This window comes from Nostoc sp. DedSLP03, from assembly GCF_034530815.1.
Lineage (GTDB): Bacteria > Cyanobacteriota > Cyanobacteriia > Cyanobacteriales > Nostocaceae > Nostoc.
The window spans coordinates 33,995-53,189 of sequence record NZ_JAVRCK010000060.1 but is presented as its reverse complement, the minus strand read 5'-3'; the positions used below and the strand labels follow the sequence as shown (position 1 = coordinate 53,189).

Sequence of the window (19,195 nt, the reverse complement as noted above, 5' to 3'; positions counted from 1 at the left end):
TACGACTTTATCCTTGAAGCCTTATTTAGCGCAGCTTCATAAAGAATTGGTATAAAGATGTGTTGCAATCATTAATTGAATTGGTATAAAAATTCAGTACCCAAGATTCATGAGTCAAAATTGATCGGGAATTTAGAATAATTGATATATTTATTCACTAAAGTTTATCCTGATTTTTTAACCATTATGTGTTATCCAGAAACCTTGTAGAGAGTTAGCACTACTACCTCTCTACATTCTTTTTCACTCATCTCTCTATGACAAAACTTAGTTATGAATTACTTCCGTCGCTTTGGCATAGGACGCATTGCTTCACGTCCCAAGATAAACATCCCTGTGATACCTAAACAGACAAACCAAATATATTGATACCAATATTGCCGAATTTGTACAACTGTACTTGTTTTTGGATGCAATGTATTTAAGTATAGCAGCAGCATCAATATCATCAGTGCCCCAAAACCAACAAGGCTCAAGCCAATAAAAATTCGTGCAGAACGCAGTTCAAAATCACTAATAGTATTTAGGTCAATTTCTGCCAGTTCCTTAAAGGAGTCATCCGCCAAAGATGAAGCTGCTTGAACTCTATTACTCAATTTTGATGGCAAAATCGGCGACAGTTTCGCTACAGTTGGGCGACGAAGTAAAGCCTCAGTATCTCGCAACAATTCCAGTGGTTTACGGGTAGTAGTTGGTTGAGCAAACTCTATGTTGTCTGTAGGAGTTGAGGCATTAGCTTTGCTTTCAAAATCCATAGTATACTTCGGAAAAACCAGGATATACATAGCCTAGCGAATCAAAAGACAAATGCGTGAAAATAATTCGTAATTTGTAATTAATTGATTTCTGAGAAAAATACCAATCATTCTACATTACTGATAAATTCTGACTCCTGACTCGTGGGTGCTGAATTCTTACTGAAAAACTATTCGTCCATTTCTTTTAATGTAGCTAATGCCGATGGAGATAAACGACTGAGATAGCGGAATATCCAATATTTAAAGATAGTATTTAAAATCACAGGAAATGTAGCAATAAAGAAAAAGATTACATTTCTAGTGGGTGGTAGACCTAAATGTTCTGCCAATCCTGCAAGCAGGACTTCCCACCCATCTGGTGAGTGAAATCCGACAAATATATCTGTAAACAGAATAATAAAAAAAGCCTTGGCACTATCGCTCAGACCAGAGACAATGGTATCCATAAAAGACTTAAGGATCGCAATTTCTCTTTTGCTCATGGCGATAACTATACCAAAAGAAAATAGTGATATTAAATCAGCAAAAACATTACTAATACTACTATTACTTTTTCTGCTAAATTCTTCCGAGATTTCAATTGCTTTACTTTTAATTTTTTCTTGTGTTAACTCTGAAGAAAGTGCTGGTGCTTGATTAATAAAATATTCAAATCTCAATTCTGTTTGAAAATTATGGAATTCATGGAGAGCTTCTTTTTCCATATCAGAATTGATGAATATTGTAGTTGCATTATCTCCTCTAACTCTTTCTAATATTGGACTTACAATATATTCTTTAGAAAAATATTGAGTTAAAAGCGGTACAAGAATTAGAACTATCAAAAATCGCAGAGCAATTATTGTTCTACCTTTAGAAAGGCGATAATTCCTGACAAATTCTTCTTCTGTCTGCGGTGCAAAATCTGCTTGAATTTTATTAATCCTTCTACCGATAGAACTCTTAGGTAATCTAGGTTTTTGAATTGGAGGGTTAATTTGAGGATCGTTTACATTAGATAAATTTAGCTGTTTTTTTATTTCGCGATCGTTAATGTTTAAAGGCTGATATGTTGACACTAAGGAAGTATTATTAATTATTTCATCTGTGATAGCATATTTTTCTACTACTTCATCAATAACCTTCAATTTTTCTAATAAAACAGAATTAGAAATATTGATAATTCCCCGACTAAGCTGAAATTCTGCAAGCCTGATTTTAATAATAGTTAGATTCTTATTAAGATATACTTGCCAATAAGACATGACATTTTCAGTATAGTTTACTGATTGTAAAGATATTTTTTTGCTATCAAAATGTTCGTTCTCAACATTTTTAATTCTCTGAGCTGCTTGGTAAGCTTCTAAAAGTGCCCTTTCTGGCGTATCTGAAAACCAACGCTTAAGCGATCGCAAATATTTTTGGAATGTTCTGGTAAGTGAGTTTTTCATTACATATATGACTTTTAGATAATGTGTATTATAGTTATATAATCATAAAAAATGGGTAATACAGCTAAATAGTTAGTCCAATCCAGATTCAGGTAATACTCCCTGATGCGATGTCTAGGAAAGGCTACGTCTAGGCTAGCAATTTTATATTACCTGTAAACTCAGATGGATCGGCATAGATTGGCAGTTTATCTATTACACTGTCATTATTGACACTAAATGTCAGTATTTCTGCTCTATACAAAAGCCTTGATTGTAACATTTCACAATCAAAGCATATTTTCCATTATCCAGAGTCTATCACTGTTAAAGGAAATAGCAAGTAAAGATGTTGCTTTTTCATTTCCCTTATCCTTCTATTCACTACTCCCCACTCCCAAGTTTTAAATTATGAGTTTGAGTCTATGCATGATTGTGAAAAACGAAGCAGCAACACTGCCTAAATGCCTGAGCAGTGTGAGAAAAGTAGTAGATGAAATGATAGTCTTAGATACAGGCTCAATCGATCGCACTCCCAATATTGCCCAACAACTCGGTGCAAAAGTTCATCATTTTAAATGGTGTAATGACTTCAGTGCTGCCCGCAATGCAGCTCTCAAATATGTCACTGGTGATTGGATTTTGGTATTAGATGCTGATGAAACTCTAACTCCAGCAATTGTACCGCAGTTGCGACAGGCGATCGCAACAGATGAATATTTGCTCATCAACCTCGTCCGCCAAGAAGTTGGTGCAGAACAATCTCCCTATTCTCTGGTTTCCAGGCTATTCCGCAATCATCCAGATATTCGTTTTGACCGTCCTTACCATGCCTTGGTAGATGATAGTGTGTCAGAAATTTTAACCAAAGAACCCCATTGGCAAATAGGTTATTTACCAGGGGTTGCCCTTGTACACACAGGATATCAAAAAAGTGCGATCGCTCAAAATAACAAATATGCCAAAGCCGCTACAGCGATGGAAGGGTTTCTCGCAACTCATCCCAACGATCCCTATGTTTGCAGTAAATTAGGAGCGTTGTATGTGCAAACTGGGAAAATTTCTCAAGGTATGGATTTGCTCAGACATGGAATCACCGTTGCTGAAGACAACTACGATATTTTATATGAACTCCACTATCATTTAGGCATTGCCTACAGTCGCTTGCAAAAATCCCCACAAGCAATTTCTCACTATCAAGCTGCCATCAAATTGCCAATTTATCCCATGCTCAAACTAGGAGCATACAACAACTTGGGTAACTTACTCAAAGCAGCAGGAGATTTCAACGGTGCGAAAACTGCTTATATCACAGCTTTGAAAATCGATCCTACTTTCGTTTTTGGACATTATAATTTGGCGATGACATTTAAGGCTTTGGGTTTATTTGCAGATGCGATCGTATATTATCAACATGCAATTACCTTAAATCCCAACTATGCCGAAGCATATCAAAATTTGGGGGTAGTGTTGCTGAAAGTTGGCAATCATCAAGATAGTTTAGTAGCTTTTAGAAAAGCGATCGCCCTTCACGAAAGGTATAATCCCGAAGAAGCGAAGAGACTACGCCAGGGATTGCAAGAGATGCAGTTGATGTAGGGCATTGGGCATCCCTTCGGCTTCTCTACGAGACGCTACGCGAACGTTCAGGGCAAGTGGGGATTGGGCATTAGGTACGGAGGAGAATAACAAATGACAAATGACAAATGCCATTAGGATATTAATATCAATATTTGAGAGGTTTCGATGAGCCAAACCATTGATGAACGGATACGTTGGACAAGTGCAGACTTAGAGTTATTGCCAGATAACGGTAATCGCTATGAAATTATCGATGGGGAATTATTTGTGACTAGGGCACCGCATTGGGGACATCAAAAAGCCACAGCAAATATTTGTGGAGAATTAAGAAGTTGGTCACTCTCATCAGGTCTTGGTGAAGCTGTGCCAACACCAGGAATTATTTTTAGTGATGCAGATAATGTTATTCCCGATGTGGTTTGGGTAAGTAAAGAACGCCTTGCCAGTTTACTTGACCAAGAAGGACATTTAACGGGAGCGCCAGAACTGATTGTAGAAGTACTTTCCCCTGGAGTCCAAAACGAGCGACGCGATCGCGAAGTTAAGCTAAAATTATATGCTTCTAGAGGAGTTCAAGAATATTGGATTTTAAACTGGCAATTACAACAGGTTGAAGTGTATCGCCGAGAAAAAGCAGTACTGAAATTAGTAGCAACATTATTCGCAACAGATGACCTCTCTTCACCTCTGTTACCAAATTTTGTTTGCACTGTAGCGCGGTTGTTTGTGTGAATATGCGGAACTTCAAAAACTTTAAGCTGGAAACACAAAACATCAGACTGAAGTATAGTTCAATACAGTTAAGTTAACTGTATTGACTTATAGTCTCAAAACTTACCTCCCCTAGTTCTCCCCGATTGTTACCTAATCTAAAAATACCAACCCAAAAGTTAAAATCAAAACTTTTGGCAGTATCAAACTTTTCATTATTTTATCAATGAAGAAATAAAGTTATTTCGTATATTTTATTCGTATTCGGGATGTTGGCAGCATAATTGCCTTCACGGGCATAATTCTTTAAAGAATATGACAACGTAGATGCAATAAGTATCTGAGGAAGTAATACCTATGCTTGAAACCCATCTTATCCACACCGAAGCTGATTATCGTGCTGCACTTGATGAAATTGAAAGATTGTTTGATGCAGAACTAAATACACCAGAGTTTGACCGCTTGGAAGTTTTAACTGCGCTTGTGAAAGCATACGAGCAAAGGCATTACCCAACCGAAACACGAGATCCTATTGAAGCAATCTTATATTATCTTGAATCCCGCGAGTTGTTTTTAGCTGACATAGAGCCAATGAAACAAGCAATGTTTTACTAAAAACCCCTGGAACTTGGACTTCGGAACTCGGAACTTGAACTTCGGAACACGAAACTTGAGCTTCGGAACTCGGAACTTGAACCTCAGAACACGAAACTTGAACTTCGGAACACGAAACTTGAGGTTTAAAAATGAACTCCACCAGTTCTGAGTCGAAAAGGTGGAGTTAAAAAGTTGAAGAGTAGAGAAATGCTCCTCACAAATGACAAATACTTCGACTTCGCTCAGTACAAGTGACAACTGACAAATGACAACCGACTAAATACGCGACTTGACAAATTTCTCTAATCTATCCATTCCCTTTTCAATCGTCGCCATATCTGTGGCGTAGGAAAGGCGAATGTTGTCATCAGCGCCAAAAGCAATTCCGGGAATGACAGCAACTTGATGTTCTTCCAACAAAGCGTCACAAAATTCTAGGGATTTTAGACCGGTTTTGCTGATATCAGGGAACAGATAAAAAGCGCCATCTGGTTTTGCAGTACTCAATCCGGGAATGGCGTTGAGTCTGTCTAGCATTACCTGTCGCCGCTTGGCGAAGGCTTGACGCATTTCTTCGACACAATCTTGAGAACTTTGTAGGGCTGCGATCGCACCATATTGGGCAAAGGTACACACGTTAGATGTACTATGTCCTTGGATGGTACTGGCTGCTTTAACGATTTCCACAGGCCCCGCTAAATAACCAAGTCTCCAGCCAGTCATAGAATAAGCTTTCGCAAACCCATTACTAATCAAAGTCCGGTCACAAATTTCCTGACCCAAAGAACCGATGCTGATATGTTCTGCACCGTCGTAGAGAATCTTTTCGTAAATCTCATCAGAGACGACAAAGATATCTGCATCAACTATTACCTGCGCCAGTGCTTTGATTTCATCTGGCGTGTAAACCATCCCAGTGGGATTAGATGGAGAGTTGAGGATAAATAACTTTGTCTTCGGCGCGATTGCTTTACGGAGTTGTTCGGGAGTAATTTTATAACCCGTCGTCGCATCTGTAGGGACAATCACCGGGACTCCACCGACCAAAGTCACCATTTCGGGATAACTTAGCCAGTAGGGTGCAGGGATAATTACCTCATCACCTGGATCGATTAGCGCCACGATTAAGTTGTACAGAGAATGCTTACCGCCATTGGTGACGATGACATTCTCAGACTTGTAATCAAGACCGTTATCAATTTTAAGCTTGTGGGCGATCGCTTCCCTTAACTTTGGTTCTCCGGCTGCTGCACCATATTTGGTTTTACCTTCTTCCAAAGCTTTGACTGCTGCGGCTTTAATATGCGCTGGGGTATCAAAATCTGGTTCTCCAGCGCTAAAACTACAAACATCTATTCCTTCCGCCTTCAGTGCCTTAGCCTTGGCTGCGATCGCTAAGGTTAATGAAGGTGTTACCTGACTTACTCTTGCTGCCAGCTTCATTCTTACTATTTTTGGCAAATCTTTCACTTATCTAAGGATATCCCAGAATCCCTACCAAGATTTGCTTTTTCTGAATTCGTTGAGAATCCGGGATTGGAGAGCAGGGGAGCAGGGGAGATGAGGGGACAAGGGGACAAGGAGATAAACAAAACTCCTAACTCCTAACTCTTAACTAACTCCTAACTCAGCACTCAGCACTCAGCACTCCTAACGCCCAATGACAAATGACAAATGACTTTGCAAAGCGGTTTGATTATTGACTCTTAACCATGTATTATGTATAACTTTACTCTTAGGTGAACTAGTTGTTTTTATGCAGATCAAGAAAATTTTAATTGCATCTTCTCTGTTAATTAGTAGTCTTTTTATACCTAATGCTGCCATTGCTCAAAATCGTGGTACTCCGGGTAAATTTGATTTTTATGTACTGACACTCTCTTGGTCGCCAGATTATTGTGCGGCAAATGGTAGCCGTGACCAGCAGCAGTGCGGTTCTGGAAGGAAACTTGGTTTTGTACTACATGGTTTGTGGCCGCAGTACCAAGCTGGTTATCCTGCTAATTGTTCCACAGAAAAATTACCATCGCAAGTAAAGTGGCAATTTCCCAATTTGTATCCTAGTAATAAACTTTACGATCATGAATGGGAAAAACATGGTACTTGTTCGGGGAAAACTCCTGCGGAATATTTGGGATTGAGTAAAAAGTTAAAAGATGCGATCGCTATTCCCGCAGCTTATAATCGCCCTAATAAACCCGTGCGTACCACAATTACAAATTTTAAAAATTCATTTGTGAGTGCGAATAATCAAATTACTGCTGATGGTATAGCACCTTTTTGTTCTGGTTCGGGAAGATTTTTGCAAGAAGTCTTCTTTTGTTATTCCAAAAACGGCGAACCTGGTATTTGTAGCGCCGAAATTTTGAAGCGATCGCAAAAAAGTTGTGGCCAGCCAGATTTCTTATTGAGAAATGTTAGATAACAATGGGGCATTGGGCATTGGCAATGGGGCATTGGGAATGGGGAAGAGGCAGAGGGGCAGAGGGGAAAGACTTACTGCAACTTCTTTCTTGCTCCCCTGCTCCTCTGCTCCCCCACTCCCCACTCCCCGCTCCCTAAGCGATCGTCACATCTGGCGACAAATAAACATCTTGAATGTTGTGAAACAGTTTTACACCTTCCTCAAAGGGACGTTGGAAGGTTTTTCGCCCAGAAATTAATCCTGAACCACCAGCGCGTTTGTTGATTACGGCGGTGCGTATTGCTTCGGCGAAGTCATTTTTACCAGTCGCGCCACCAGAATTAATCAACCCGACACGCCCAGAGTAGCAATTTAGTACTTGGTAACGAGTTAAATCAATTGGGTGATCGGTTGTCAACTCTGTGTAAACCCGCTCGTCGGTTTTGCCGTAACTCTTACCAGTGGCTTTGGCAATTGCACCGTAACCATTGTTATTTTCGGGTAACTTTTGTTTGATAATGTCGGCTTCAATGGTTACACCCAAATGATTCGCTTGTCCGGTGAGGTCGGCTGCAAGGTGGTAATCTTTATCTTGTTTAAAGGCATTATTCCGCAGATAGCACCAGAGAATAGTCGCCAAGCCTAATTCATGGGCGCGTTTAAAGGCTTTGCTGATTTCCTGAATTTGTCTGGTAGAATTCTCGGAACCAAAGTAAATTGTCGCACCTACGGCAGCCGCCCCTAAATTCCAAGCTTGTTCTACATCCGCAAACAATACCTGGTCAAATTGATTGGGGAAAGTCAGCAATTCGTTGTGGTTGATTTTGGCAATAAAGGGGATTTTGTGGGCATATTTCCGTGATACAATCCCTAATGTTCCCAAAGTAGTAGCAACAGCATTGCAATCTGCGGCGATCGCTAACTTGACAATATTTTCTGGGTCAAAGTAAATCGGATTGGGCGCAAAAGACGCACCAGCTGAGTGTTCAATCCCTTGGTCTACTGGTAAAATCGATAGATAACCTGTATTTGCCAGACGGCCAGTAGAGTAAAGTAAGTGGAGATTACGCAATACTTGAGGATTGCGATCGCTGTTGAGCCAGATGCGATCTACAAAGTCTGGGCCCGGTAAATGTATTAAATCACGAGAAACTTTTGCTTTGTAAGTAAGCAGGTCTTCAGCCTCTTTACCTAGCAATGATTCAATAAAATTAGGCTCTTTGAGCGTTGTAGTCATAGTATTATCCTCAAAAACTGAGCAAATGACCTTGTTTTTAAGATAGCATTTCTAATATTGCTAACTTGGTTGTACGGTCATTAGTTATGTGTATTCTTTTTGAATATATAGCAATCTTCTTTTATAAATGAAAACCAAAAGGCTGAGATTTCCCACTTGTTTCAATAAGCCGAGAATCTTGTGATGAATGAATAAGTAAGGCTATACTACCGGAAGTATTAAATCAACTTTCGGAATTGATATTTTCAACTTCAGTTACCAACATCAAACAGTACAATTATACTATCTTGCGATCGTAACTGAAAATTGAAAACCCATCTTTCCCGGATTTGGGTAATAATTTTGAACAAAATAAATACAATTGTATGAATAAGTTTCAAATCGATATCGACTTTAGCAATATAGATTTAGCTTCCCTTGAGACAGAAGAAGATTTTCAAAGAGAAGCAAAAATGTTACTCCCAAAGGCACTGATCAAACTAGGTGAAAGTGTGGGTGAAAAAACTTGGGAAGAATTACAGCAAAAGCTGCAAGGAACTGGAGGTAAACTTAAATCTTCTCCCAGCGAGAAACGTAGGTTTATTCAAGAAACTGGAAGAACTTATCAACGAAATGCTAGTAACAGAGAAAAACAAGAACTAGAAGAATATATAGTAGAGCAATTACGGCAGCACAAGTAATATTTGTCAGAAATTAACTTATCAGACATGATTCAAATAAACCAGCGACGAATAATATCATGTCCGGATAAATAGTTATGATTCTCACAGTCATTGTACCCCACCCCCAACCCCTCCCCGCAAGCGGGGAGGGGAGACTTTCCCTTTCCCTTTCCCCTTTAACCTTTCCCCAACCTCTACAAGCGCATTTTTGGGTTGGCAGAGTACTACCTTATGCAATTCCAGCGATCGCTGCAATAATTAACTTGGAATATTTAGGTGTTAATAAGTTTAAATTTATTCTAGTCTACTAGCAGAATTAACATCTAAAAACAACGTCGCTTGTGGTTGTTGACGAAGAATAGAAGCTGGACAGTCTGTGCCGATATAGCTTTGCAGCATATCTTTTACCACATTCGCTTTACGTTTTTCTGGAGCAAGACAGATAATTTTTTTAGCCGAACAAATTGTTGGGATGGTGACAGTAAAAGCATACTGTGGAACATTTTCTAAATTCGGAAAGTGACCTGTACTTACTTGTTGCTGACGGTTCACAGTATCCAGTTTGACCAGTTTCACGCTGTAAGGATCTTGAAAATTTGCTACAGCCGGATCGTTAAAAGCTAAATGTCCATTTTCGCCAACACCAAGACAGCATAAGTCAATCGGTTGTGCTTGCAATAATTTAGTGTAGCGATCGCACTCTGCTACTGGTTGTAATGTATCACCTTCTATATAATGAAATTGCTTAGGATTAATCCGATTCTCTACACGTTCTCGCATATAACGCCGAAAACTAGCAGAATGATCGGCAGTAATTCCCAAATATTCATCTAGATGGAACAGAATAATCCGTGACCAATCTACACCACCCAATGCAATCAAAGCATCAAGAAATTTGAGTTGGGAGTTACCTGTAGCTAACAATACAGCAGCTGTATCCTGAAGATTAAGAACTTGCTGTAAATACTTTTGCACGATTTCAGCAACATCCTCGGCCATTTCGACTTCAGAGTTGTAAATCTGCACTAATAAATCGTCAACGCGAAAAAAGTTTGTGGCGGCTACCATTTGCTTATGAAGAAGGTTATCAATTATACGGCAGGTTGCCCAGAGGTTTTACCTGTCTATCCTTATATGCCCTATCCAGTATAGATTTTAGGATTTAGCAAAGTAATTTGTGACTCTTGAAATTTTTTTCTCCAGTCCCCAATCCCCGTATTAACAAAGGAACAATCACTAAAGGCAAAAAACAATGTAAACTATTTAAATTAAGTTAACAATTATTTACATTTTACCCAAAAATCATGCTGGCTGCAATTCTCTTTGACCTAGACGGCACTATTGTCAATACCGATCCTATACACTACCGAGCTTGGCGGGAAATGCTGTTAAATTACAGCATAGAAATAGATGAAACATTATATAAATCCCGAATTAGTGGAAGGCTAAATCCAGAAATTGTTAAAGACATTCTGCCACAATTATCAGCAGCAGAAGGGCAACAATTTGCAGACGAAAAAGAAGCGTTCTTCCGCAAACTCGCCCCACATCTCAAACCGCTAAATGGATTTTCTGAACTACTAGCATGGACAGAAACACATCAATTAAAACGAGCATTAGTAACTAATGCTCCTAGATTAAATGCAGAATTTATGCTAGAGGTTTTGGGGATAAAAGAAGCTTTTCATACAGTTGTTTTAGCGGATGATTGTATTGCAGGTAAACCCGATCCTGTGCCCTACCAAGTTGCCCTGAATAAATTGGGGATTACAGCAGAAGAAGCGATCGCTTTAGAAGACTCTCCCTCTGGTATTCGTTCCGCAGTGGGCGCAGATATCCGCACCATTGGCATCGCCTCCACCCACGATCCGCAAATTTTGCAGTCAGTCGGTGCATTTATGGCAATTCCAGACTTTACTGATTTGCAGTTGTGGACATTGCTAAACTCACTCATCGAGCCAGATTTAAGTGCGATCGCTTCTAATTGAGGACATGGGGCAAAGGAGGCAGTGTTTCGACTACGCTCAACAACCAGGCAGAAATTCTTTAATTTTGAATTTTGAATTTTGAATTGATTTCTCCCCATCCCCAAAAACTCCACTTTTTAACCGAGCCATATCACGCAACGGTGGTGCGCCGAACAAGCGACTGTATTCACGGCTGAACTGTGAGGGGCTTTCATAACCCACATAATGACTAGCTGTTGCCGCATCCATACCTTGCCCCAGCATCAGACGACGGGCTTGTTGAAGCCGAAGTTGTTTTTGATATTGCAAAGGACTCATGGTGGTGACAGACTTAAAGTGATGATGAAGCGACGAGGGACTCATGCGCGCTTCACGAGCGATCGTATCGATCCGAAATGGTTTTTCGTAGTTCCATTTCAGCCAGTTGATCGCTCTGCTAATTGCTTGGAATTGTTTATCGACTAAAGCAATCTGTCGCAATCTAGCACTGTGTTCGCCAGATAACAAACGGTAGAGAATTTCTCGGACAATCAAAGGTGCAAGGATGGCAATATCTTCAGGCGTTTCCAACAATCGTACAAGTCGGATTGCAGCATCAAGCAGTTGCGGACTAACAGGATTAATAGACAAGCCCGGTTCCAGTGGTTCGTTCGCTGGAGCGTCTAGTTTTGCCTCCATCATCAGTGTGCTGAGTTCTCCCATATCTAAATCGAGCCGAAGACACAGATACGGAACGCTTGGCGTTGCTTCAATCACTTGACCGACAACAGGCAGATCGATGGACACCACCAAATATTGGTCTTGACCATAAACATACAGATTGTCTGCCAACATTACCTGTTTCTTGCCCTGAGCAACGATGCACAGGGCAGGCTCATGCAGGGCATGGAGAGGCGCAGTAGGTTGTAAGGAACGGATCAGGAATAACCGCTCGATCGCTGTGGGATGAACACCATCTCCATTACTGTTTTGTGCAATCAGAGCAGCTAGCTCGGACTGCTGCTTTCTAACAGTCTGTTCCATAATGTCGTTTAAAATCCTTTATGAAACTAACATTCAGGGCAGCAACAATCTATTTAGCCGCTTAGATTAGCTTATCTTTTTACGAGCGACAATGAAAAAAAATGCAGGATTAGGCAAGAATTTCGTAGGTTCAGATTACCGCATCAAGCTTTGACTCTCTTAGATTAAGAGTGTGCTAGAGAATACAACAACCTGGAGATCCGGTTTTATGACTACCAATCAACAGAAAGTCGTACTGATTACGGGCGCAAGCAGCGGTATCGGTGAGGCAACAGCACGTCTACTCGCTCGTAAGAACATCCACGTCATCCTGGGCGCACGACGCACGGAACGGCTAGAAACCCTCGTGGCTACAATCCGCGCTGAGGGAGGCTCGGCGGAGTATCAGACCCTTGATGTTACCGATCGCGCCGACTTCCAAGCCTTTGTAGAATTTGCTCAGAGCAAATTTGGCCGCATTGATGTCATCGTCAACAATGCAGGCGTTATGCCGCTCTCGAAGCTAGAAGCGCTGAAAGTTGATGAATGGGACAGAATGATTGACGTGAACATCCGTGGCGTACTCAATGGCATTGCTGCTGGGCTACCGCTGATGAAACGCCAAGGATTTGGCCAGTTCGTCAACCTGTCCTCCATCGGCGGACACGCTGTCTGGCCAACCTGCGCCGTTTACTCAGCAACTAAGTTCGCGGTGTTGGCAATTTCCGAGGGGCTGCGTCAGGAAAATACTGACATTCGCGTTACAGTTATTTCACCGGGCGTAACGGAGTCAGAACTGGCCGATAGCATTACTGACGCCGAAGCTGTCAAAGGTATGCAGGAATTCCGCAAGATTGCGCTTCCGGCTGAAGCGATCGCCAGAGCGATCGCCTTTGCAATCGAACAACCGGATGACGTTGATGTGAATGAGATTATCGTGCGTCCTACAGGCAGCGTATAGTTACGCAAAGATGCGAAGAATTTTCAACCTAAGCTAGGAGTAAAACAACTGAGAACCGCTATATGACTACCCAAAATAAAATTCAACCTCGCTAACTTGGTTCTAATGGTCTAACTATTTTTCCCCTAGTTTTCGGATGTATGGGTATGTCTAGTATGTACGGCGCAGCAGACGAAAACGAAAGCATTGCAACTATCCAAAGCTCTCGATCGCAGGATTACATTACTGGATACTGGCGATTTCTATGGTAAGTCATCGGCGCACGCAAGCGCATCCAACTTCCGAATCGTTGGTGGCTCTGGATGTGAATCTATCCCCGGAAGACTTAACCCGCATTGAAGCAGCAATTCCCGCATCTGCGATCGCAGGCACTCGTTATGATGAACATCAAATGCAGATGTTAGACAGCGAACGCTAATGCGATCGACAGTGTGAGCAAAGTACTAGAGAGTTTGTAGTAAGCAATTTGCTGCTTATAAACTAAGGACTAAAGTCTTACTACGAGCCTCTACTTATTTTTCAGCCAGAATCGCGTAAATTTCCCGTTTAACTTGCTCTAAAAGCTCGCGCACCCGATTTATCCGCTCCATATTGCCACTACGAGCAACCTGCGCCACTGCACCAGCTAACTCTGTGGCGGCATTCCGCAACTCAATAAACTCTTGGGGCTTACCTGTAACAAAACTTTTGAAGGTATCCCAAGGAGTGTCTGAAGGTTCTTGTTGGGAACGTTCTGCCAATAATTGTTTACCCTCATCCGTAATCGTATAAATCCGCTTGCCCCCTTCCTGTGCGCTCTTGAGATAACCTCCTTCTTCCAACAATTGGAGTGTTGGATACACTGAGCCAGGACTGAGGCGACGGAAACCACCGTAGCGAGTTTCCATCTCTTTAATCAGGTCGTAACCATGACTAGGATGCTCAGATAACAATTCCAGCAGAATGAACTTGATGTCACCCCGACGAGTCCGGTGTTCATCTCCCCAACCACGACCAAACATTTCATTATCAAAGCGTTTGTCATGATGTCTACCATGATGCTTGTGATGATGGTTGCCATGTTCAAACCAAGACCTGACAAGCAATGAATCCTCTTCGCTAACTCCTGCCCATGCAGGTGCGCCAAAACGTGACCGAAAATGTCTAAACATAAGTAAATCTCAAATCAACTTTCTCTAATATACGATATATCGGAATATATCGCGATATATCGAAATAGAATTTTGATTAAGATTTGTAACCAAAGTAGCTTCGACTAGTCAAGAGCCTGCACTTGTTCAACAAAGGACTCTACCCATTGCAAAAATGCTTAATCTACGACTCAACGCCGTAGATTAAGCATTTTTACTTGATTATGAAGTGATAGGTGTAACAAAAAGTTTAGTCCACAGATAAAACCCTGTATTTTTAGATGGTTTGCTTTTTTCGTGTCTTGTCTTTCTAGAAAAAATATGTATAAATACGAGATATTTTAATTAAATATTTTATTAAGATTGGTGCTAATTACAGATGTGAATATAAGAATTTATTGCTATTTCTAATTATTAGAACTAATTTTGTAAATTTATAAAATACTTTATTTTTTTGTATAGATTGCGAACTTAACTTGGGAATAATAAGTGTGAGAAAGTGAAAATTATACATAAATTTATAATTGCTTAACTTTTTCTACTAGCGTTCGCTGCTAAATAATTTAGATTCTTTTTTTGAACTACAGTAGATAACTAATCGGCTTCAATCGAAGCTGACTAAGTTCTCTCAAAACTTTCATTGACCCCAACAACAGCTTATTTACATTTGCTTGATTCATATATCCTGTTTAGTTAAGAATCACTTTAGATTCAATACTATTTGGATAAGATAACACCGCCTGGATTTGAGGGAGTGAAAGAAAAAATAGTCTCCCTTTTAAAGAAAGCCAGTGTGTTGCGAACTTTCCTAAATTTATAGGAGCAGGTGTTAGCAAAGCTGACTACCAGTTTTCTATTGAAGAAAAGCTGATTAAATATTTTTGTTTTGGTTGAGATAACAATGTTAGGAACTGACGGTGGCGAACGTGGTAGTGGCAGATAGGACGAGTGTAAAGTTCTCTCTCGATTATTTGCAGGAATTTTTGAGTATTGCAGTCAAAAAACTGAAATCCCTCGTACTTTAGGCGGGAGATGAGCTTAAATTGCAGCAATGATTTTGCTAATGGCACAATTGAATGGTGTGAGTTCGACTTGACGAGTGCCTTCATGTCCATAAGTCAAACTTACGCTCAGATAACTATCTGGTTTGTAGGGCAATCGTTTTGCCCATTCAACTGCCACAATTCCCGGTATCACTTCAACACCTTCCCAGTAACTTTCTAAATTTAGGGTTGCGACTTCTTGCGGTTCCAAGCGATATAAATCCAGATGGTAAAGAGGAAAGCGTCCTTCAGTGTACTCATTAATCAGCGTGAAAGTGGGACTGACAATGGGTTCAGTAATTCCTAAACCTTTACCAATGCCTTGAACTAAAGTAGTTTTACCAGCGCCCAAATCACCTTCTAGTAAAATTACACTCCCCGGTGTCAGGGATTCGCCAAGAGTAATACCTAAGCGCAGCGTCGCTTCTGTATCTGCAAGAAAAATTTTCATAATTGAGGTGTTGGGCATTACTGATTAGTGTAAACAAATGACAAATGACAAATTTTCATCTTCCTTAATTTTGAATTTTGAATTTTGAATTTTGAATTCCCCGAAGGGACTGACCTCTACCGTACCACCGTAATAACACTTGTGCTAGTTTCTGCGGATTGTGACGTACAAAACCTGTTTCATCTTCATACAAAACATTAGCTGGAACAATCCGTCGCCCTAGTTGAGTTACGGCTTCTCGATCGAGGAAAACGGGATGAGAGTTTTGTTGGGCGTAGCGGATAAGTGATTGCTCCGAAGGAGATTTTTTGTGTATTAATACAGCATCGAATAGTCGTCTTTGTCCGCAAGCAGCATCAATTGCTCTGATATGATCGGCAACAGTGTAGCCTTCAGTTTCTCCTGGTTGAGTCATGATATTGCAGATATAAATACGGGGGGCATCTGATTGAGCGATCGCATCGGCAATTTCTGGTACTAATAAATTAGGAATTAGGCTTGTATAAAGGCTACCTGGGCCAATAATGATGTAATCAGCTTCTTTAATTGCCTTAATAGCTGCTGGTACCGCCGGAGGATTAGCCGGAATGCAGCCAATTTTGACAATTTTACCGCCAGCTTTGGGAATACTAGACTCCCCCTCAATCCGACGACCATCGGCTAATTCTGCCCAGAGGCGAACATCACTGAGAGTTGCTGGTAGTACTTGTCCTCGCACCGCTAGAACTTTAGAACTGGCTGCAACTGCTTGTTCTAAATCTCCAGTAATATCACTCATTGCCGTTAAAAACAAATTGCCAAAACTGTGACCAGTTAACCCATCTCCAGCCCGAAAACGGTATTGAAACAATTCTGTTAATAACTTTTCTTCATCTGCTAGTGCAGCCAAACAATTACGAATATCCCCTGGTGGTAGCACTCCAAATTCTTGACGCAAACGCCCAGAAGATCCACCATCATCGGCGACAGTAACAATTGCAGTAATATTAGCGCTATAGGTTTTCAGTCCTCTCAACAACGTAGAAAGTCCCGTACCACCACCAATTACCACTATTTTTGGGCCTCGGTACAATCGACGATGGGCCAGCAAGACATCAATGAGTTCCTCTCCGCCTTCTGCTCTTAGTACCTTAGTAATTGAGCCTACTGTGCGAGTTTGTCCCCAAAGCACTAACAGCAAGCCGCCAAGCAGTACCAAAGGCCCACTGATATAGTTCGGTAAGAGGTTGGTGATGACTCCCAAGAAACCTCTAACCAACTCAATCATCCAAAAAATTGGGGTCAGCTTAATCCAAATTGCTAACCCCAAACTCGCCAGCAGTACACCCCCAACACTAATTAACAACCAACGTTTTACCGATAGTCCAGGGGATAACCATTTGAACCACTGGTTAACCCGATAAGTACGAGAGCGCGACTGCTTTTGCAGGGCGTTGAGGGCTTGTCTGAGAAAACCAATTGACATACCTGATTTGGAGCAGTGCTACAAACAATAATTAACAGAAAATTTACACCGCTTGGTTTAAAAGACCAGGCGTGAAACTATTATATTTATCAATCCTATTAGACTAAGAGCAAGTCGTGAAGATTGCCAGGATTTCTAGTTAAACAATACCCTGGCTTGGTAAAAGTGAATTTAATGGAAAAACGAATTTTAGGATTAGATCCAGGACTGGCGATTTTAGGATTTGGGGCAATTAGCTGCACACAAAATCTCAAAAAGGTGCAAGAGACTACAGTAAATATGCTGGATTTTGGAGTAATTAAAACGTCAGCAGATGTAGAAATGGGACAGCGCTTATGTACCTTGTTTGATGATTTACACACCCTGATAGAGGAATTTCAACCAGATTTAGTGGCGATCGAGAAACTCTTCTTCTACCGTATGTCAAGTACTATCCTGGTTGCACAGGCGCGGGGTATAGTCATTTTAGTGTTGGGGCAGCGTCGTCTTCCTTATGTAGAGTTTACCCCGGCTCAAATTAAACAAGCTTTAACAGGCTATGGCAATGCTGATAAGTCAGAAGTGCAAGAAGCGGTGGCGCGGGAGTTGGATTTAGATGAAATTCCTAAGCCGGATGATGCTGCGGATGCTTTGGCAGTGGCTTTGACGGCTTCTTATCAGCTGTAAGTTTTCATCAAAGATTTGGGGTTGGGGAGATAATGCTTTCTCTAAAAGCCCATGAACCATCACCAAGACTGGACTCTCTTTCAGAAAACGCTCAAGGGCGAGTCTTGATGATGTTGCTCAATGCGATCGCCTAGAGTGGGCGGTTACGCGATCGCAAAAAGTCTTGCTAAATAATTGTAATAATATTTAATATGAGTCTGGGTTGTCTAATTTAGATTAACTATTGCAGAGAAATTCTCTCAGACTGAGTAAAATGACAAATACAACGAGGCAACTATTTTATAGATTAGTTACCCTAGAACTGGAGACTATGTTTTCAGTCCTGAGTTACTTCTGTATTTTGCCTCTGAGGCATAGCAATTTAGACCACACTAAATCCTTCACTTAAGAGCTCCTACAAATCATAATGGCTGTGATTGAGAAGAAAAGAACTCGCGATCTGCCCCAAATTAACGAACGAATTCGCTTCCCGAAAATTCGGGTCATTGACACTGACGGTGCCCAACTGGGAATTATGCTCCCACAGGAAGCACTACAACTAGCAGAAGAAAAAGAGCTAGATTTAGTGCTAATCAGCGATAAAGCTGACCCGCCGGTTTGTCGGATTATGGACTACGGGAAATACAAGTTTGAACAGGAGAAAAAGGCGCGGGAAGCCCGGAAAAAGCAGCACACGGCTGATGTCAAAGAAGTTAAGATGCGCTACAAAATAGAAGAACACGACTACAATGTGCGTGTTAAGCAAGCAGAGCGCTTTTTGAAAGATGGCGATAAAGTCAAAGCAACTGTGATGTTCCGGGGTCGAGAAATTCAACACAGCGACCTAGCAGAAGATTTGCTCAAGCGAATGGCAACGGATTTAGAGCCTTTTGGTGAGCTTCAACAAGCGCCTAAAAAGGAAGGACGAAACATGATGATGCTCATCTCGCCTAAAAAATAATTCTCTAACTGTTTAATAGACCAAGTTTGAAAATCCCCTGGCCAGAAGTCAGGGGATTTTTTCATCTTTCATTTGAATGCAACATACGCCCAAAGCTCTAAGCTCGTTTAAATTTATCCAAAATCGATAGTCCTGAACGCTGAGTGGGAAACATAATACTCAGTTGCTCAGGACTTTTGCTATTTCCAGGAAATGAGGGACAAGGAAGACA

Annotated in this window: 19 protein-coding genes; 10 read left to right on the top strand and 9 right to left on the bottom strand. The window is 41.0% G+C overall.

Annotation, left to right across the window (positions count from 1 at the left end; translation table 11 throughout):
* Positions 1–278: 278 nt before the first annotated feature.
* Both RM368_RS25145 and RM368_RS25140 read right to left on the bottom strand, forming a co-directional pair.
* Entirely contained in the window at positions 279–755 is a 477-nt protein-coding gene (locus tag RM368_RS25145) for a hypothetical protein (RefSeq protein ID WP_322696557.1), read from the bottom strand.
* A 170-nt stretch (positions 756–925) separates the two neighbouring features.
* Positions 926–2,188 carry a proton extrusion protein PcxA gene (locus tag RM368_RS25140; protein ID WP_322696556.1) on the bottom strand — a complete coding sequence of 421 codons (1,263 nt, stop codon included), beginning with the start codon at positions 2,186–2,188 and terminating at the stop codon, positions 926–928.
* A 390-nt stretch (positions 2,189–2,578) separates the two neighbouring features.
* On the opposite strand from RM368_RS25140, the gene RM368_RS25135 reads away from it, so the two are divergent.
* The 3 genes from RM368_RS25135 to RM368_RS25125 all read left to right on the top strand — a co-directional run bounded on the left by RM368_RS25135 (position 2,579) and on the right by RM368_RS25125 (position 5,074).
* Complete coding sequence (locus RM368_RS25135) at positions 2,579–3,766, top strand: tetratricopeptide repeat protein (protein WP_322696555.1); 1,188 nt, start codon at positions 2,579–2,581, stop codon at positions 3,764–3,766.
* Positions 3,767–3,913: 147 nt separating this feature from the next.
* A complete protein-coding gene (locus RM368_RS25130; RefSeq protein WP_322696554.1) occupies positions 3,914–4,480 on the top strand; it encodes a Uma2 family endonuclease in 567 nt (188 codons plus the stop codon).
* Positions 4,481–4,816: 336 nt separating this feature from the next.
* A complete protein-coding gene (locus RM368_RS25125; RefSeq protein WP_322696553.1) occupies positions 4,817–5,074 on the top strand; it encodes a hypothetical protein in 258 nt (85 codons plus the stop codon).
* Between the two features lie 258 nt (positions 5,075–5,332).
* On the opposite strand, the gene RM368_RS25120 is transcribed toward RM368_RS25125, so the two are convergent.
* Positions 5,333–6,499 (bottom strand): pyridoxal phosphate-dependent aminotransferase, encoded by a 1,167-nt coding sequence (locus tag RM368_RS25120; RefSeq protein ID WP_322696552.1) that lies wholly within the window; start codon positions 6,497–6,499, stop codon positions 5,333–5,335.
* Positions 6,500–6,812: 313 nt separating this feature from the next.
* On the opposite strand from RM368_RS25120, the gene RM368_RS25115 reads away from it, so the two are divergent.
* Positions 6,813–7,481 (top strand): ribonuclease T2 family protein, encoded by a 669-nt coding sequence (locus RM368_RS25115; protein WP_322696551.1) that lies wholly within the window; start codon positions 6,813–6,815, stop codon positions 7,479–7,481.
* Between the two features lie 133 nt (positions 7,482–7,614).
* Here the strand turns inward: RM368_RS25115 and RM368_RS25110 are convergent, their stop codons facing one another.
* The gene (locus RM368_RS25110) at positions 7,615–8,697 is read right to left on the bottom strand and encodes a class I fructose-bisphosphate aldolase (protein ID WP_322696550.1); all 1,083 of its coding nucleotides are present in this window, start codon (positions 8,695–8,697) and stop codon (positions 7,615–7,617) included.
* A gap of 365 nt (positions 8,698–9,062) precedes the next feature.
* Here RM368_RS25110 and RM368_RS25105 point away from each other — a divergent pair, with 365 nt between their 5' ends.
* A complete protein-coding gene (locus tag RM368_RS25105; RefSeq protein ID WP_322696549.1) occupies positions 9,063–9,377 on the top strand; it encodes a hypothetical protein in 315 nt (104 codons plus the stop codon).
* 276 nt (positions 9,378–9,653) lie between these two features.
* Here the strand turns inward: RM368_RS25105 and RM368_RS25100 are convergent, their stop codons facing one another.
* A complete protein-coding gene (locus RM368_RS25100; RefSeq protein ID WP_322691127.1) occupies positions 9,654–10,427 on the bottom strand; it encodes a glucosamine-6-phosphate deaminase in 774 nt (257 codons plus the stop codon).
* Between the two features lie 236 nt (positions 10,428–10,663).
* Between RM368_RS25100 and RM368_RS25095 the strand changes: the two genes are divergently transcribed.
* The gene (locus RM368_RS25095; protein ID WP_322696548.1) at positions 10,664–11,347 is read left to right on the top strand and encodes an HAD-IA family hydrolase; all 684 of its coding nucleotides are present in this window, start codon (positions 10,664–10,666) and stop codon (positions 11,345–11,347) included.
* 36 nt (positions 11,348–11,383) lie between these two features.
* On the opposite strand, the gene RM368_RS25090 is transcribed toward RM368_RS25095, so the two are convergent.
* Positions 11,384–12,349 carry an AraC family transcriptional regulator gene (locus RM368_RS25090; RefSeq protein ID WP_322696547.1) on the bottom strand — a complete coding sequence of 322 codons (966 nt, stop codon included), beginning with the start codon at positions 12,347–12,349 and terminating at the stop codon, positions 11,384–11,386.
* 208 nt (positions 12,350–12,557) lie between these two features.
* On the opposite strand from RM368_RS25090, the gene RM368_RS25085 reads away from it, so the two are divergent.
* Together RM368_RS25085 and RM368_RS25080 are read left to right on the top strand one after the other, a co-directional pair.
* Positions 12,558–13,289, top strand: coding sequence for an SDR family oxidoreductase (locus RM368_RS25085; protein ID WP_322696546.1), 732 nt, complete (start codon positions 12,558–12,560; stop codon positions 13,287–13,289).
* Between the two features lie 244 nt (positions 13,290–13,533).
* Positions 13,534–13,707, top strand: a complete 174-nt coding sequence (locus tag RM368_RS25080; RefSeq protein ID WP_322696545.1) for a hypothetical protein — start codon at positions 13,534–13,536, stop codon at positions 13,705–13,707.
* A 94-nt stretch (positions 13,708–13,801) separates the two neighbouring features.
* Here the strand turns inward: RM368_RS25080 and RM368_RS25075 are convergent, their stop codons facing one another.
* The 3 genes from RM368_RS25075 to RM368_RS25065 form a co-directional block, all read right to left on the bottom strand.
* Entirely contained in the window at positions 13,802–14,440 is a 639-nt protein-coding gene (locus RM368_RS25075; RefSeq protein ID WP_322696544.1) for a PadR family transcriptional regulator, read from the bottom strand.
* Between the two features lie 1,017 nt (positions 14,441–15,457).
* Positions 15,458–15,913 carry a tRNA (adenosine(37)-N6)-threonylcarbamoyltransferase complex ATPase subunit type 1 TsaE gene (gene tsaE / locus RM368_RS25070; protein ID WP_322696543.1) on the bottom strand — a complete coding sequence of 152 codons (456 nt, stop codon included), beginning with the start codon at positions 15,911–15,913 and terminating at the stop codon, positions 15,458–15,460.
* Between the two features lie 64 nt (positions 15,914–15,977).
* Positions 15,978–17,378 carry a gluconeogenesis factor YvcK family protein gene (locus RM368_RS25065; RefSeq protein ID WP_322696542.1) on the bottom strand — a complete coding sequence of 467 codons (1,401 nt, stop codon included), beginning with the start codon at positions 17,376–17,378 and terminating at the stop codon, positions 15,978–15,980.
* Positions 17,379–17,552: 174 nt separating this feature from the next.
* Between RM368_RS25065 and ruvC the strand changes: the two genes are divergently transcribed.
* Together ruvC and infC are read left to right on the top strand one after the other, a co-directional pair.
* On the top strand, positions 17,553–18,044 hold the full coding sequence (gene ruvC / locus RM368_RS25060; protein WP_322668374.1) for a crossover junction endodeoxyribonuclease RuvC: 492 nt from the start codon (positions 17,553–17,555) through the stop codon (positions 18,042–18,044).
* A 406-nt stretch (positions 18,045–18,450) separates the two neighbouring features.
* Positions 18,451–18,984, top strand: coding sequence for a translation initiation factor IF-3 (infC, locus tag RM368_RS25055; RefSeq protein ID WP_322673183.1), 534 nt, complete (start codon positions 18,451–18,453; stop codon positions 18,982–18,984).
* Positions 18,985–19,195 lie beyond the last annotated feature (211 nt).

Coding starts and splice junctions, on each gene's coding strand:
- RM368_RS25145 (WP_322696557.1), bottom strand. CDS start 755: ATGGATTTTGAAAGCAAAGCTAATGCCTCAACTCCTACAGACAACATA.
- RM368_RS25140 (WP_322696556.1), bottom strand. CDS start 2,188: ATGAAAAACTCACTTACCAGAACATTCCAAAAATATTTGCGATCGCTT.
- RM368_RS25135 (WP_322696555.1), top strand. CDS start 2,579: ATGAGTTTGAGTCTATGCATGATTGTGAAAAACGAAGCAGCAACACTG.
- RM368_RS25130 (WP_322696554.1), top strand. CDS start 3,914: ATGAGCCAAACCATTGATGAACGGATACGTTGGACAAGTGCAGACTTA.
- RM368_RS25125 (WP_322696553.1), top strand. CDS start 4,817: ATGCTTGAAACCCATCTTATCCACACCGAAGCTGATTATCGTGCTGCA.
- RM368_RS25120 (WP_322696552.1), bottom strand. CDS start 6,499: ATGAAGCTGGCAGCAAGAGTAAGTCAGGTAACACCTTCATTAACCTTA.
- RM368_RS25115 (WP_322696551.1), top strand. CDS start 6,813: ATGCAGATCAAGAAAATTTTAATTGCATCTTCTCTGTTAATTAGTAGT.
- RM368_RS25110 (WP_322696550.1), bottom strand. CDS start 8,697: ATGACTACAACGCTCAAAGAGCCTAATTTTATTGAATCATTGCTAGGT.
- RM368_RS25105 (WP_322696549.1), top strand. CDS start 9,063: ATGAATAAGTTTCAAATCGATATCGACTTTAGCAATATAGATTTAGCT.
- RM368_RS25100 (WP_322691127.1), bottom strand. CDS start 10,427: ATGGTAGCCGCCACAAACTTTTTTCGCGTTGACGATTTATTAGTGCAG.
- RM368_RS25095 (WP_322696548.1), top strand. CDS start 10,664: ATGCTGGCTGCAATTCTCTTTGACCTAGACGGCACTATTGTCAATACC.
- RM368_RS25090 (WP_322696547.1), bottom strand. CDS start 12,349: ATGGAACAGACTGTTAGAAAGCAGCAGTCCGAGCTAGCTGCTCTGATT.
- RM368_RS25085 (WP_322696546.1), top strand. CDS start 12,558: ATGACTACCAATCAACAGAAAGTCGTACTGATTACGGGCGCAAGCAGC.
- RM368_RS25080 (WP_322696545.1), top strand. CDS start 13,534: ATGGTAAGTCATCGGCGCACGCAAGCGCATCCAACTTCCGAATCGTTG.
- RM368_RS25075 (WP_322696544.1), bottom strand. CDS start 14,440: ATGTTTAGACATTTTCGGTCACGTTTTGGCGCACCTGCATGGGCAGGA.
- tsaE (WP_322696543.1), bottom strand. CDS start 15,913: ATGAAAATTTTTCTTGCAGATACAGAAGCGACGCTGCGCTTAGGTATT.
- RM368_RS25065 (WP_322696542.1), bottom strand. CDS start 17,378: ATGTCAATTGGTTTTCTCAGACAAGCCCTCAACGCCCTGCAAAAGCAG.
- ruvC (WP_322668374.1), top strand. CDS start 17,553: ATGGAAAAACGAATTTTAGGATTAGATCCAGGACTGGCGATTTTAGGA.
- infC (WP_322673183.1), top strand. CDS start 18,451: ATGGCTGTGATTGAGAAGAAAAGAACTCGCGATCTGCCCCAAATTAAC.